This window comes from Xanthomonas sp. NCPPB 1062 (genome assembly GCF_041481705.2).
GTDB classification, from domain to species: domain Bacteria; phylum Pseudomonadota; class Gammaproteobacteria; order Xanthomonadales; family Xanthomonadaceae; genus Xanthomonas; species Xanthomonas euvesicatoria.
The window spans coordinates 1637490-1651122 of the sequence record NZ_CM192987.1; the positions used below are offsets into that span (position 1 = coordinate 1637490).

11 protein-coding genes are annotated in these 13633 nt (G+C 63.4%); 6 read left to right on the top strand and 5 right to left on the bottom strand.

Annotated elements, in window-relative coordinates:
* Positions 1 to 99: 99 nt before the first annotated feature.
* Positions 100 to 2289: a beta-glucosidase family protein gene (locus tag ACCQ16_RS07165; protein WP_277572940.1), complete on the bottom strand. Its 2190-nt coding sequence runs from the start codon at positions 2287 to 2289 to the stop codon at positions 100 to 102.
* A gap of 178 nt (positions 2290 to 2467) precedes the next feature.
* Entirely contained in the window at positions 2468 to 4237 is a 1770-nt protein-coding gene (locus ACCQ16_RS07170; RefSeq protein WP_277572880.1) for a M14 family metallopeptidase, read from the bottom strand.
* Between the two features lie 358 nt (positions 4238 to 4595).
* Here ACCQ16_RS07170 and ACCQ16_RS07175 point away from each other — a divergent pair, with 358 nt between their 5' ends.
* On the top strand, positions 4596 to 6161 hold the full coding sequence (locus tag ACCQ16_RS07175; RefSeq protein WP_218554181.1) for a POT-type proton-dependent oligopeptide transporter: 1566 nt from the start codon (positions 4596 to 4598) through the stop codon (positions 6159 to 6161).
* Between the two features lie 7 nt (positions 6162 to 6168).
* A complete protein-coding gene (locus tag ACCQ16_RS07180; protein WP_003483519.1) occupies positions 6169 to 6777 on the top strand; it encodes a rhomboid family intramembrane serine protease in 609 nt (202 codons plus the stop codon).
* Positions 6778 to 7085: 308 nt separating this feature from the next.
* On the opposite strand, the gene ACCQ16_RS07185 is transcribed toward ACCQ16_RS07180, so the two are convergent.
* On the bottom strand, positions 7086 to 7274 hold the full coding sequence (locus ACCQ16_RS07185; protein ID WP_005911777.1) for a hypothetical protein: 189 nt from the start codon (positions 7272 to 7274) through the stop codon (positions 7086 to 7088).
* Positions 7275 to 7501: 227 nt separating this feature from the next.
* Here ACCQ16_RS07185 and ACCQ16_RS07190 point away from each other — a divergent pair, with 227 nt between their 5' ends.
* From ACCQ16_RS07190 to ACCQ16_RS07200, 3 genes are all read left to right on the top strand, one after another.
* Positions 7502 to 7771, top strand: coding sequence for a GNAT family N-acetyltransferase (locus ACCQ16_RS07190; protein ID WP_011346920.1), 270 nt, complete (start codon positions 7502 to 7504; stop codon positions 7769 to 7771).
* A 51-nt stretch (positions 7772 to 7822) separates the two neighbouring features.
* Positions 7823 to 8668, top strand: coding sequence for a DUF3298 and DUF4163 domain-containing protein (locus ACCQ16_RS07195; protein ID WP_209260960.1), 846 nt, complete (start codon positions 7823 to 7825; stop codon positions 8666 to 8668).
* 66 nt (positions 8669 to 8734) lie between these two features.
* Positions 8735 to 9235 carry a MarR family winged helix-turn-helix transcriptional regulator gene (locus tag ACCQ16_RS07200; RefSeq protein WP_008571407.1) on the top strand — a complete coding sequence of 167 codons (501 nt, stop codon included), beginning with the start codon at positions 8735 to 8737 and terminating at the stop codon, positions 9233 to 9235.
* Positions 9236 to 9474: 239 nt separating this feature from the next.
* Here ACCQ16_RS07200 and ACCQ16_RS07205 read toward each other — a convergent pair whose 3' ends face one another.
* Positions 9475 to 11673, bottom strand: coding sequence for a M3 family metallopeptidase (locus ACCQ16_RS07205; protein ID WP_206516325.1), 2199 nt, complete (start codon positions 11671 to 11673; stop codon positions 9475 to 9477).
* Between the two features lie 373 nt (positions 11674 to 12046).
* Between ACCQ16_RS07205 and ACCQ16_RS07210 the strand changes: the two genes are divergently transcribed.
* On the top strand, positions 12047 to 12532 hold the full coding sequence (locus ACCQ16_RS07210; protein ID WP_057681601.1) for a glutathione peroxidase: 486 nt from the start codon (positions 12047 to 12049) through the stop codon (positions 12530 to 12532).
* 148 nt (positions 12533 to 12680) lie between these two features.
* Here ACCQ16_RS07210 and ACCQ16_RS07215 read toward each other — a convergent pair whose 3' ends face one another.
* A complete protein-coding gene (locus tag ACCQ16_RS07215) occupies positions 12681 to 13460 on the bottom strand; it encodes a ferredoxin--NADP reductase (RefSeq protein WP_008571411.1) in 780 nt (259 codons plus the stop codon).
* Positions 13461 to 13633: the final 173 nt, after the last annotated feature.

Sequence of the window (13633 nt, forward strand, 5' to 3'; positions counted from 1 at the left end):
ACGCACCCGGCACATTTTTTTCGTCGCCCGTACGCAGTATGGCAACCGAACCGGCCTGATGGTGGCGCACGCACGGGTTAGTGCATGCGCCACATGCGCTCACGGCAACTGTGCCGCCTGCAGCGTGACCTGGGCAGTTTGCACCGGCTCGCTCGCCGAGCGCGCCAGTTGCACGCGGTACGTGCCTGCGGCGATCGTCCAGCGACGTGCCTGGGCATCGAAGTCGGCCAGGGTCCTGGGCTCTGCCACCACCTGCACGCTGCGTTTTTCGCCGGGCTTTAGCGTGAGCTTCTGCCAGCCGATCAGGCGCAGCGGGGTGGCGTGGCCGTCGGGCAGGGTGACGTAGAGCTGCGGCACGGCGGCGCCTTCGCGCGAGCCGGTGTTTTCCACCTCGAATCTGGCGGTGAGCTGGCTGCCGCTTGCCTCCACCTGCAGCCCGCCCATGCGGAACTGCGTGTACGACAGGCCGTGGCCGAATGGGTAGCGTGGTGTCAGCTTGCGCGCGGCGAACCACTTGTAACCGACGTTGGCGCCTTCGATGGCGTAGTCGATGGTGTCTTCGCCCGGCTTGGCCGGCTTGAAGCCCAGCCCCGGAATCGACGGGCGCGGCAGCTGCGATTCGTCCACCGGCCAGGTCACCGGCAGGTGGCCGGAGGGATTCACCGCGCCGGTCAGCAGGTTGGCGATCGCCTCACCGCCACCGATGCCCGGATACCACGCCTGCAGCACCGCCGGCACGCGCTCGGCCCACGGCATGCGCACCGGTCCGTTGGTTTCCAGTACCACGGTGGTCTTGGGGTTTGCTTTGGCCACCGCTTCGATCAACGCGTCCTGGTTGTCGGGCAAGCGCATATCCGGCAAGTCCACCGATTCGGCCGCCCACTGGGTGGCGAACACGATCGCCACATCGGCCGCCTTGGCGGCGCGTGCGGCAGCGGCGCGGTCGATGCCGTCTACATAATCGATCTGCGCGTTCGGCAATGCCGCGCGCAGCGCCTGCAGCGGCGAAGACGGGTGGATGATCACCGGGCCGGGCCAGGTGGTCGGGGTGATGCCGGGCACCGCGTTGCCGCCGTTGATGGTGTAGTCCACGCGCGAGGAGCCGCCGCCGGACATCACGCCCTTGTCGGCGTAGCCACCGATCACGGCAATGCGGCGCACGTCGTTGGATAACGGCAATGTGGCTTGCTCGTTACGCAGCAAGACGCTGCCTTCTTCGGCCACTTGCTGCGCAGCCAACAGACCGGCCTTGCCGTCGATGGGTTGGCGCTGGGTCGGGTAATCGAAGGCGCCATGCGCGAACAGGCTGCGCAACACGCGCTTGACCATGTCGTCGAAGCGCGCGCGCGGCACCACGCCGGCAGACACCGCCATGCGCAGCGGCGTATCGAAAAACACCGCCGCGTCGAACACTTCGCCAGCCGACTGTTGATCCAGCCCGGCCAACGCCGCCTTGGAGCCGCTATGCACGCCGCCCCAATCGGACATCACATAACCGGGGTATTTCCATTCCTGCTTGAGCACCTGGTTGAGCAGGTAATCGTGCTCGCAACCATAGATGCCGTTGATCTTGTTGTACGAACACATCACCGAGGCCGGGTCGCCGATCTTCAGCGCAATCTCGAAGGCCAGCAGGTCCGATTCGTGCATCGCCTGCTCGCCGATCTGCGCGCTATGAAAGTTGCGCCTTGTTTCCATATCGTTGAGTGCGAAGTGCTTCATCGTGGACAGCACATGCTCGCTTTGCACGCCGCGAATCGATTCGCCGACCATGGTGCCGGCCAGCAACGGGTCTTCACCGGCGTATTCGAAGTTGCGCCCATTACGCGGGTCGCGCTGCAGATTGACGCTGCCGGCGAGCAACACGTTGAAGCCTTGCTGCCAGGATTCGCGCCCCATGGTCTTGCCGCCGGTATACGCCAGTTGCCTGTTCCAGCTCGATGCGGTCGACGGTCCGGATGGCATCGCGGTGGCGTAGTCGCCCTTGCGGATGCCGCCGGGGTTGGTCACGCCCACGCCGGCATCGGCCAGTTGCTGGGCGGGAATGCCCAGGCGCGCAATGCCGGGAACGTAGCCGGCCGAACCGAGCGCGCCTTCGGGCTTGGGAATCTTGTCGGTGCCCAGGCCGAAATAGCTGCGCAGCATCTGGAATTTTTCATCCTCGCTCATCTGCGCCAGCAGGCGGTCGGCGCGCTGGTCCGGGGTCAATGCAGTGTCCATCCACGGCTGCGAAGAGGGCGCGCCTTGCGCAACTGCCAGCGGCGCGGTCAGGGCGATGCCCAAGCCCATCACGACCGCCAGGACCAGGGGGCGCGGAGGGTATTTGCGGACTGTAAACGGTTTCATATCGAGCTGTGGCACGGAATATCCTTGTGGTGCTGGGTCAAAACATATGAGAGGGGCACTAAGTGCCCACGTCTGGAAGGCGCGGTGATGCCGCGCCGACGCGTGCAGAATCGGCAGGCGGCTAGAAGTCGGTCTGCGCGGTGCGGAGTACCGGGTAGAGCTGGTAGCGCTCATCCCAGGATGCGTGGCGCTTGGCAAAAAATTCCAGCCGCGCCTGCGGGTTGTTGGAAAAGTCCGGATCGCTGGCGATGCGCTGTTCGAACTGCGCCTTCAACGCGGCATCGTTGGCGAGCATGTCGCGCGCCACCTCTTCGGCGACGTAGGCTTCCATGTATTCCTTGCGCTCGAACGCGGTATTGAAAAAGCCCCACTGCAGCAGCGAATCCGGCGCCTGCGGTTCCAGGATCGCCATCACCAGGCGCGCCTTGGGTTGGGCGATCGGCACGAACAACGAGCCGGCCGGCACGCTGCGGGTTTCATTGCGCCACTGCCCGCTGAGTTCCACTGTCTGGTGGCTTTCGTTGGAGCGTGCTGCAAACTTGACCGCGTCGGCGCGGAAGGTTTGCACCGGCCGCTGCGCCGCAGTGCCGATGGTCGTGAATTGGATGCCATGCAGGCGCAGTTTTTCGCCCACCAGGGCGGCTTGCGCAGCCGGGACCAGGTAGCCGCCGCGTGGCGCGTCCACCACCACATCGGGCTTGATCTGGTCGCGCAGTGGCACCTTCCAGACTTGCGGCTTGCTTTCGTCGTAGTGCGTCATCAGTGCCCCGGAAATCGGCGACGGTGTGCGCGTATACGCATAGCCACGAAACGCAACGGTGCGTGCGTCTGGGCCCGCAGCGAAGCTCAACGGTTCGGTCGTGCCGGCCAAACGCGTGGCGCGCTGATCGGCAGCCAATGCATCGGCGCGCCACTGCGTGCCATGGCGTGCGGCCTGCTGCAACACCGAGACGATGGCATTGCGGGTGATCCGCACACGGGTGGGGTAATCCTTCCACGAATGCGTTTCCACCAGCATGCCGAAGCGGTTGCGTAGCAGGAAATAGCCGTGCGAAAAGCGTGGCGGCGACACATCATCGGCAAAGCCGGAACTGGGGTCGTCTTCGTGCACGAAGGACGGGTAGTACGGCAGCGGCAACGAGCCCTGTTTTTTCAGATCGGCGAGCACTGCGTCGCGCCAGCGTGTGCCATCGCGCTGCAAGCCCGCATCGCCGGCATGCACCGGTTCCACCTGCACCGAGACGTCGTGCTCGAACTTGGCGCCGTCGGTGACGTGCAGGTCTACATACATCAACGGGTCCCATTGCTGCACCAGTTGCAGCATGGCCTGCATTTCCGGCGCGTCGGCCTTGACGTAATCGCGGTTGAGATTGAGGTTCTGCGCGGTGGTGCGCCAGCCCATCTGTTCGGGACCGCGCTGGTTGGGGCGGTTCCAGGCACCGAAGCGCTCATGCCCATCGACGTTGAATACCGGCACGAACACCCACACCAGCTTGTCCAGCACGCCATGGCCGGCCTTGCCATCGAGCAACTCGCGCAGGGCCAGAAAGCCCGCATCCTTGCCATCGATCTCGCCGGCATGGATGCCGCCCTGGACCAAAACCACCGGCAGCTTGCGTTGCGCGGCCGATTGCGCGTCGAGTGCGCCACTGGTGGAGACGATCAAGGCCTTCATCGGCCTGCCCTCGGGCGTGGTGCCGAACTGGATGCAACGCACCGCCTGCGGGTAGCGCTGCGCAAACGCATCGCACAGTGCAATGACTTCGTCGTAGCGGCCGGTCTGGATGAAACCGCTGCGCTCTGCCTGGGTGGTCAGCGGCGCGGCAGCCAGCGCGGCGGGGGCGGAAGTCAGCAGCAACAGGCTCAGGGCAAGGCGAGTGAAGCGGGGCATCCAGCGGTCCAGTGTTCCAGGAAAACGTTTGCAATGTAGCCGAGCCGGCGTGCAAGGCCAATCTGCACTGCGTCATGGTCTTGCTGTGATCGGTGCCAAGCGTGGGTTTCACCCGGACACGCTGCGGCTTTCCCTTGATCGGGCGAGCAACATTCGAGGAGGCGCAGGCTACGCGGCTGCCGTGCAACGCTTGGCGCCATGGCGTTGTCGGCCAACCTGGACGACACCGATCACGCTGGGCGAGGTCCGCCAGCTGCGTCCGCTGAGCTCCTGCGTCCGACATGTTCGGGCGGGCAATGGCGGCCGGCGGGCGGGCGCCGGTACGATAGGGCCTGTTTTCAGCACGACCGGACTGCCTTTGACCACCTCCATCTCGCCAGGCGCTTCTGCCGGGGCGCGGCTGCCGCGCCAGATTCCTTTCATCATCGGCAACGAGGCCTGCGAGCGTTTCAGCTTCTACGGCATGCGCAACATCCTGGTGCAGTTCCTGATCACCTCGCTGTTGCTGCAGGAAATCAGCGGGCCAGGGCGCGAAGCCGAGGCCAAGCACATCCTGCACAGTTTCATGATCGGGGTGTATTTCTTCCCGTTGCTGGGCGGTTGGCTGGCCGACCGCTTTTTCGGCAAGTACAACACCATCCTGTGGTTCAGCCTGGTGTATTGCGCCGGGCATGCCTGCCTTGCGCTGTTTGAGGGCAGCCGCGACGGATTTTTTCTGGGTCTGGGCCTGATCGCGCTGGGCGCAGGTGGCATCAAGCCGCTGGTGGCCTCGTTCATGGGCGACCAGTTCGACCAGTCCAACAAGCACTTGGCCAAGGTGGTGTTCGACGCCTTCTACTGGATCATCAACTTCGGCTCGCTGTTCGCCTCGCTGCTGATTCCGCTGGCGCTGAAGAATCTTGGCCCGGCCTGGGCATTCGGCATTCCAGGGATCCTGATGTTCGTGGCCACGCTGGTGTTCTGGCTGGGGCGCAAGCGCTATGTCTTGGTGCCGCTGCCGCCGAAGGACCCGCATGGGTTCGGCGCGGTGGTGCGCACTGCGTTATTGACGTACGCGCCCGGGCAGGGGCGTCCGGGCTTGATGCTGGCGGTCGTCTCGGTGTTGCTGGCGCTGGCCGGCTTCGCGCTGGTCGAGCAATTGGGCATCGTCGTGTGCCTGTGCATTGCGCTGGTGTTGTTGCTGGCCGGGATCGGCGGCGGGACCTGGTGGCAGCTAGAACGTGCGCGTGGCACCCATCCGGATGTTGCGGTGGAAGGCGTGCGTGCGCTGTTGCGGGTGTTGGTGATCTTTGCGCTGGTGACGCCGTTCTTTTCGTTGTTCGACCAGAAGGCCTCGACCTGGGTGCTGCAGGGGCGCGAAATGACCATGCCAGCCTGGTTCACCGCTTCCCAGATGCAGGCGCTCAATCCGCTGCTGGTGATGCTGCTGATCCCCTTCAACAACCTGGTGCTGTACCCGCTGTTGCGCCGTGGTGGCTGGGAGCCGACCCCCTTGCGCCGCATGACCAGCGGCATCGCCTTCAGTGGCGTGGCTTGGGTGGCGGTAGGCGCGATCCAGATGGTGATGGACGGTGGCGAGCCGATGCACATCGCCTGGCAGATCCTGCCGTACGCACTGCTCACCTTCGGCGAGGTGCTGGTGTCGGCCACCGGCATCGAGTTCGCCTACAGCCAGGCGCCGACGTCGATGAAGGGCGTGGTGATGAGTTTCTGGTATCTCACTACCACCGTCGGCAATCTATGGGTGCTGCTGTCCAACGTGGCGGTGCGCAATGCGACGGTGACTGCGCATATCGCCGATACTGGGCTCAGTGAAGCGGCCTTCTTGATGTTCTTCTTCGCGGCCTTCGCGTTCCTGGCGGCACTTGCCTTCGGCTTGTACGCACGCCGGTATCGCATGGTCGACAATTACCGTACTGCCTGAGGTCTGCATGATTACCCTGATCCTGATCGCCATCACCGGCATCGTCTCGTGGATGGCGTTCAACAATCGCAAGTTGAGCGACCGGCTGATCCTGTGGCCGCCGGCGGTAGACAAGCACAAGCAATACGATCGCCTGGTGACCTATGGCTTCATCCACGCCGATCTGGGGCACCTGATCTTCAACATGATCACGCTGTTCTTCTTCGGCCGGGTGATCGAGAACGTGATGGCCCAGCTCACCGGCAGCGTGCTGACCTATCCGCTGTTCTATCTGGCCGCACTGGTGGTCTCGATCCTGCCCAGCTACCTGAAGAACCAGAAGAATCCGAATTACCTCAGCCTGGGCGCATCCGGTGCGGTGTCGGCTGTGCTGTTTGCCTTCATCCTACTGCAACCGTGGACGATCATCCTGGTGCTGTTCATTCCGGCCCCGGCGATTCTCTACGCGGTGTTCTATGTGGGCTACAGCCTGTGGATGGACCGCCGCGGCGGCGATCGCATCAACCACAGCGCGCATCTGGCTGGCGCTGCGTTCGGCGTGATGTTCATGCTGATCATGGAACCGCGCGTGTGGCAGGTGTTCCTGGAGCAGCTGTCCAACCCGCGCTTCGGCTGAGCGCGGCCGGCGATGGTGACGCTCGCCCAAGCTCAACGCGCTGGACGCTGCCGCGGTTAGAAAGTGAACTTTTGTGCGCGGCCAGCGTGTCCCTTCTGCAGGCCGAACGCGTGGTTGCCAGCTAGCGCGATGGGATGCCCGACGACTGCCGGCGTGTACGGACCGGAGCGTTTTAGGAAGCGGGTGAAAAGCCGCCCCGATACGGCCGAGCCATGTCAGACCCGCGCGATGGCACGGTCGCGACAGACGTGTTGGATGGGATCAACGACTGCACAGCGGATGAGACCGCTGCGCAGCGATGCGCCAGCTCAGGCTGCGTTGCGTTCCTGATCGGCGCTGGATGCCACGCCGTAGGCCTGCTGCAGGCGCTCGTACACCGTATCGTTGAGCTGCGTGAAATCCGGATTGTGGGTGTCGCCCTTGAGAGCGAACTGGAACAAGCCCTCCAGCAACGAGCTGTCGCTGTCTGCGCTGTGTCCTGCCGAATCGTTGTTCATGCGGTGGCTCCCTCGTAGGTAAGGCGAAGACGTCGCTGCTTCCGCACACCGGTTGCCGCGATTGCCTTCGGGTCAGCTATCGGCGCTCCCCGGGCGAACTTGAGGGCGCGTTGCGCAAGCTGCGCAGCCGATCACACCATCGATTCACTTTCACGCAGGCGCGGCATCGCGCTGGTCACACTGCGCCTTACTTCTTGCTGGCGCAGAACTTGAGAGAGGCGTCGACAGTGCACGCAGAACACGATCCGGACCGGCAGCGTTTCAACATAGACACCGATGGACATCACGCCGAGCTGGCCTATCGGCGCGAGGGTGAGATCATGACCATCACGCACACGCAGGTGCCGGACGCGATCAGCGGACACGGCGTTGCCGCGGCATTGGTCGAGGACGCTTTGACATTCGCACGGCAGCACGGTTTGAAGGTGATTCCGGCGTGCAGCTATGCCGATGCATATCTGCGGCGACATCCGCAGTATCACGATCTGCTGGCCTGACCAGCAGCGGTTCTTTTCGTAACACGATGCATATCAGGGGAGCGGGTGGTAATGGGGCGGTTGCTTGGATTCAAGGCAGTGCAGGGCTTGCTGGTGCTGGCCGTGTTGGCAGGGTGTACGCAGCGCGCACCGACAACGGCAGAGCCAAGTGCGCCAGCAGCCGATGCGGCGCCCGCGGCGGCGCCGCCTGCAGAGCCGATTGTCGTACAGAGCGGTCCGCTGGAAGATGTGATCGAACATGCACCGGCCTACATGGTGGGCATCAGCTATCCGCGCGGGCTGGATGCATATCCGGAACTCACTGCGCTCATTCGCGGCTATGCGCAGGATGCGCGTGCCGAACTGATGCAGGCGGTCTCCGGCCTGGGCAACGACAAGCCGCCGGCGCCGTATGAGCTGTCGTTGGCATTCGAAACCGTGTTGCAAACCCCGGACCTGATCGTGATTTCCGCCGACGGCAGCAGGTACACCGGCGGTGCGCATGGCGAGCCGCTGGTGGCGCGCTTCGTCTGGTTGGTCAAGGAGCGCAAGCAATTGACCGCACAAGCGCTGATTCCGGATCCGGCAGGCTGGGAAAAGATCGGCCGGGAGGTCGCGGCGCAATTGCATGCAGCAGCGACCCAGCGTGTCCAGCAAGATCGCGTGCCGATAGAAGAGCAGGCTGAGCAGGTGGCTTCGGCCGATCGCATGATTGCCGAAGGCACCGCCGCGCAGGCGGAGAATTTTGCACAGTTCGTACCGGTATTGAATGCAAATGGGCAGATCACTGCCGTGCGCTTTGTATTTGCGCCCTATCAGGTTGGTCCCTACTCGGATGGCACGCAGATGGCAGAGGTCGCTGCCTCCACATTATTGCCTTCGGTCGCACCGGAATATGTACATCTCTTCGCGCGCTGAGGTGTCGCATCGCGCATGATGTGATTGAATGGCCCGGCCATTCAGCAACGTACTTCAACGGGTGATATGAGTAGTTTCGATCCAACCGCAAGTCGCGTGGACCACACCTGCGTGCGTTATCCGGCGTTCCCGCGGGAGCCGGCAATATTGGTGAGACTGATCAAGCATCTCTACAAGCGCCTGCATACGCTCGGGTGCGTGCGACTCAAGCCTTATGGCCTCAGTCCGCCGGAATACGAGATCTTGATGATGCTCTATGGCACACCGGAGCAATCGATCACTCCGACCGAGGTGGCCGAAGCCGCCAGCGAAAAGCCGGCCAACATCACCCGGCTGACCGATCAACTGTGCGAGAAAGGCCTGATCTCGCGCACCAGCAGCCCCGAGGATCGGCGCAAGATCGTACTGACGCTGCAGCCCGCAGGCTCGGCCTTGATCGAAAGCCTGTTGCCCGATGCCTGCACGCTGTTGCATGCAGAGACCGCCAGCATGAGCGAGGCCGAGCAGTTGCGTCTGGAGAAGCTGCTGAAAAAGCTGCTGGATGGCGTGGACGCGGTCGAACTCTAAGCACTGCGCGTTGCGCGTTGCGCGTGCGATAAGGCGTTGCAAACCCAGCCAGCAAAAGGCCGCCCTGATCGCTCAGGGCGGCGTGTCGGCTCATCGGTCCTCAAACAAGCACTTGCCGATACCATCGCGAGCAGCTGGATGTCGCGTCTGGTGTGCGAGATCGGCATGCCCGCAGGGGACATGCCGATCCTGTTGCCAAGCACGCGGCCCGATGATCGCGCGCAGGTCGTGCAGCCGATCTACGGCTTGGACTGCGGCGATTCCGGAGTGGCACCATCGCCGCCTTGCGCGCTGAGACCGCGCTTTTCGAGCAGCGGCTCGATCTGCGGCGCATGCCCGGCAAAGTTCTGGAACAGCTCCATCGCATCCACGCTACCGCCGCGCGAAAGCAGGGTCTTGCGGAAACGATCGCCATTGGCGCGGCTCAGGCCACCGTGCTGCTTGAACCACTGCTGGGTGTTGGCGTCCAGCACTTCCGACCAGATGTAGGCGTAGTAGCCTGCCGCGTAACCGCCCATGATGTGGCTGAAATACGGGGTCTTGTAGCGCGGCGGCACCGGCGCGTAGGCAATGCCGTCCTGCTGCAGCGCCTTGGCTTCGAATGCCATCACGCCGGCGGCGTCCGGTACCTGGCTGGCGCTGACCTGGTGCCAGTTCTGATCCAGCATCGCCGCACCCAGGTATTCGGTGGTGGCAAAGCCCTGGTTGAACTTGGATGCGGCAATCACCTTGTCCAGCAATGCCTGCGGCATCGGGGTGCCGTTCTGGTAATGCTTGGCGTAGTTCTTCAGGATGGATGGTTCGTCGGCCCACATTTCGTTGACCTGCGAGGGGAACTCGACGAAGTCGCGCGGCACGCTGGTGCCGGAGAAATACGGGTATTTGACGTCGGAGAACATGCCGTGCAGCGCATGCCCGAACTCATGGAACATGGTGGTCACTTCATCCCAGGTCAGCAGCGTCGGCTGGCCGGCCGGCGGCTTGGGAATGTTGAGGTGATTGGCCACCACCGGCTTGAAGCCGGTCAGCTCCGACTGCGACACATAGGAGTTCATCCATGCGCCACCGCGCTTGGATTCGCGCGCATACATGTCGGCAATGAAGATCGCCAGCTGCTTGCCGTCGGCGTCGAACACGTCGTAGACGGTGATGTCGTCGCGGTAGGTCGGCAGGTCGGTGCGCTGTTTGAAAGTCAGGCCATATTCCTGAGTGGCCGCATAGAACACGCCGTTTTCCAGCACGTTCTTCAGTTCGAAGTACGGCTTGAGCTGGGATTCGTCGAAATTGTACTTGGCCTGGCGCACCTTCTCGCTGTAGTAGGCCCAATCCCAGGCTTCCAGCTTGAACGTCGGCTTGCGCGCGGCCTTTTGTTCCTTGTCGATCATGGCCTGCAGATCGGCGGCTTCGCGCTTGGCATTGGCCACCGCGGCCGGCGCCAGTTTGCCCAGCATCGCGTTGACCGCTTCGGGCGTCTTGGCGGTCTGGTTTTCCAGCGAGTAGGCGGCATAGGTGGGGAAGCCCAGCAGCTTGGCCTTGTCGGCGCGCAGCTTCATGATGCGCGACACCAGCGCGGTGTTGTCGTACTGGCCGCCGTGGCTGCCGCGCGACACCGAGGCGTCGTAGATCCTCTTGCGCAGCTCGCGATTCTTCAGCTGGGTCAGCGGCGGCTGGCCGGTGGTGTTGAGCAAGGCGATGACGTACTTGCCATCGAGCTTGCGCGCCTTGGCCGCTTCGGCGGCGGCGGCAATCTGCTCCTGCGACAAACCGTCCAGCTGCTTGACGTCGTCCACGACCACAGCGGCAGCATTCACTTCGGCCAGCACGTTCTGGCTGAAGGTGGTGCCCAGGTTGGCCAGCTCGGCATTCATGGCCTTGAGCGTGGTCTTGTCGGCGTCGGAGAGCTTGGCGCCGTCGCGCACGAAGTCGCTGTAGTACTTCTCGACCAGGCGCACGCCTTGCGCATCCAGCCCCAGCGTGGCGCGTTGGTCGTACAAGGTCTGGATGCGTGCGAACAGCTTGCCGTTGAGCGAAATCGCATCGCGGTGCGCTGCGAACTTCGCCGAATAGTCGGCCTGCAACTTCTTGCGTGCGTCGTTGGTGTCTGCGCCCACCAGATTGAAGAACACCGTGGTGGCGCGGTCGAGCGTGGCGCCGCTCTTTTCCAGCGCGATGATGGTGTTGTCGAAGCTGGGCTTGGCTTTCTGGTTGGCGATTTTTTCCACTTCCTTCAACTGTTCGGCCATGCCGGCATCGAAGGCAGGTGCGAAATCGCTGTCCTTAATTTTGTCGAACTGCGGGTAATGCAGCGGCAGCGTGCTGTCGGCAAAAAAGGGATTGGCTTGGGTGGCGGCCTGCGTGGCAGCGGGGGCGGCGATGCTGTAGGACGGCATGGCAAGTCCCAGGGAGGCGGCCAGGGCAAAAGCGAGACGGGTGGTCAAGAGAGTTGCTCCAAAGTGCGAACCGCCGAGGCTAACCCAGCCCGTCGGGACAGGCGTGTGACAAAAGGCATGGCTGCCAAGCCAAGGTGACGCGATCAGGCGGGCACAACCGTTGCTCGCCCTGCAATCGCGCGAGTCGATGCAAGCTGGGCCTGTACCGCCGCCGACAGTGTGCCCGTCGCACTTTGTGGCAGTACGAGCTAGCGGTCTTCGGGCGACCTCGGCGAGCTGCCGGGGCGTCTGCTTGACGATCCCGGCGTGTCGCGCGGCAGGCGATCTGCCGCACGACTGCCCTTCGCAATCTTTCCCCGCCGCATGGCCGTCGTGCAGGCGGCTACGGTACGCTGCCCGTCTCGCACACTGCAGGGCAACCATGAGCGACATCTCCACCTTCGCCTTCACCGACCTGGAAGGTCGCACCCAGTCGATGCGCGATTACGCCGGCAACGTCCTGCTGGTGGTCAATGTTGCCTCCAAGTGCGGGTTTACGCCGCAATACGCGGGGCTGCAGGCGCTGTGGCAGCGTTATCGCGAACGTGGGCTGGTGGTGATCGGCTTTCCGTGCGATCAGTTCGGCCATCAGGAGCCGGGCGATGCGGCGCAGATCCGCCAGTTCTGCTCGCTCGACTATGCGGTGGATTTTCCGCTGGCAGCAAAAATCGAGGTCAACGGCAACGGAGCGCATCCGCTGTGGCAATGGCTCAAGCACGAACAACGCGGTGTGCTCGGATCCGAAGCGATCAAGTGGAACTTCACCAAGTTCCTGGTCGGCCGCGACGGCCGCGTACTGGAACGTTATGCGCCCACCACCAAGCCGGAAGTGTTGGCCGCCGACATCGAGCGCGCGCTGGGCGCATGATCCGGCAGGGCATGGGAGTGGAACCGTAGGAGCGCACCCGGGCGCGACGAAGCTTTCCCGGTAACGCCTGGTCGCGCCCGAGTGCGCTCCTACGATCTCGGGTTCTTCAGATGAAACGCCGCGCCGCGCGGGTCTTGCACGCGTCGCATCACTTTTCGACGAATGCACGCTCAAACACGTAATGCCCCGGCGTGCCGATGCGCGGCGAGGTCTGGAAACCGCGGCTATCGAGCAGGGTGCGCAGGTCGGCCAGCATCTGCGGGCTGCCGCAGATCATGAAGCGGTCGTTGGCCGGATCCAGTGTCGGCAACCCGAGTGTCTGCTGCATGCGCCCATCGGCCATCAGCTCGGTCAAACGGCCTTGGTTGGCGAAGGCTTCGCGCGTGACCGCCGGGTAGTACAGCAATTTCTCGCGCAGCAGGTCGCCGAGGAATTCATGCTGCGGCAATTCGCGTTCGAAGTAATCGCGATAGGCCAGATCCTGCACGAACCGCACGCCCTGGGTGAGGATCACCTTGTCGAAACGCTCGTAGGTTTCCGGGTCCTTGATGATCGACAGCCACGGCGCCAGACCAGTACCGGTGCCCAGCAGATACAGGTTGCGCCCGGGGTGCAGGTCGCTGATCAGCAGCGTGCCGGTGGGCTTCTTGCCGACCAGCACCTTGTCGCCGGGCTGGATGTGCTGCAGCCGCGAGGTCAGCGGGCCGTCCGGCACCTTGATGCTGAAGAACTCCAGATGTTCTTCCCAATTGGCACTGGCGATCGAATACGCACGCAGCAACGGACGCGTTTCGGTTTCCAGCCCGATCATCACGAACTGCCCGTTTTCGAAACGGAAGCCGGCATCACGGGTCGTGGTGAAGCTGAAGTAGGCATCGGTCCAATGACGGACCTCAAGCACCGTTTCGGCGCCAAAAGCGGAAGACATACCGGTCCTGTCGTGGGAGGAGTACGCACCAATTCTACCTCAAGCTGGCCAAATGAGATGAACTCTCATTTGGGTGCGGGGATTCGGGAGTCGGGATTGGGGATTCGCAATTCGCAAGAGCAGATCCTGGATCCTGAGCGCGCCGGGCTCGCGGATGAGCCGGCAGCTTTTAC

What these genes read in the sequence shown, in the direction of transcription:
- ACCQ16_RS07180 (WP_003483519.1), top strand. Translation starts at nt 6,169, where the DNA reads ATGATTACCCTGATCCTGATCGCCATCACCGGCATCGTCTCGTGGATG.
- ACCQ16_RS07165 (WP_277572940.1), bottom strand. Translation starts at nt 2,289, where the DNA reads ATGGGCTTGGGCATCGCCCTGACCGCGCCGCTGGCAGTTGCGCAAGGC.
- ACCQ16_RS07210 (WP_057681601.1), top strand. Translation starts at nt 12,047, where the DNA reads ATGAGCGACATCTCCACCTTCGCCTTCACCGACCTGGAAGGTCGCACC.
- ACCQ16_RS07215 (WP_008571411.1), bottom strand. Translation starts at nt 13,460, where the DNA reads ATGTCTTCCGCTTTTGGCGCCGAAACGGTGCTTGAGGTCCGTCATTGG.
- ACCQ16_RS07170 (WP_277572880.1), bottom strand. Translation starts at nt 4,237, where the DNA reads ATGCCCCGCTTCACTCGCCTTGCCCTGAGCCTGTTGCTGCTGACTTCC.
- ACCQ16_RS07185 (WP_005911777.1), bottom strand. Translation starts at nt 7,274, where the DNA reads ATGAACAACGATTCGGCAGGACACAGCGCAGACAGCGACAGCTCGTTG.
- ACCQ16_RS07200 (WP_008571407.1), top strand. Translation starts at nt 8,735, where the DNA reads ATGAGTAGTTTCGATCCAACCGCAAGTCGCGTGGACCACACCTGCGTG.
- ACCQ16_RS07195 (WP_209260960.1), top strand. Translation starts at nt 7,823, where the DNA reads ATGGGGCGGTTGCTTGGATTCAAGGCAGTGCAGGGCTTGCTGGTGCTG.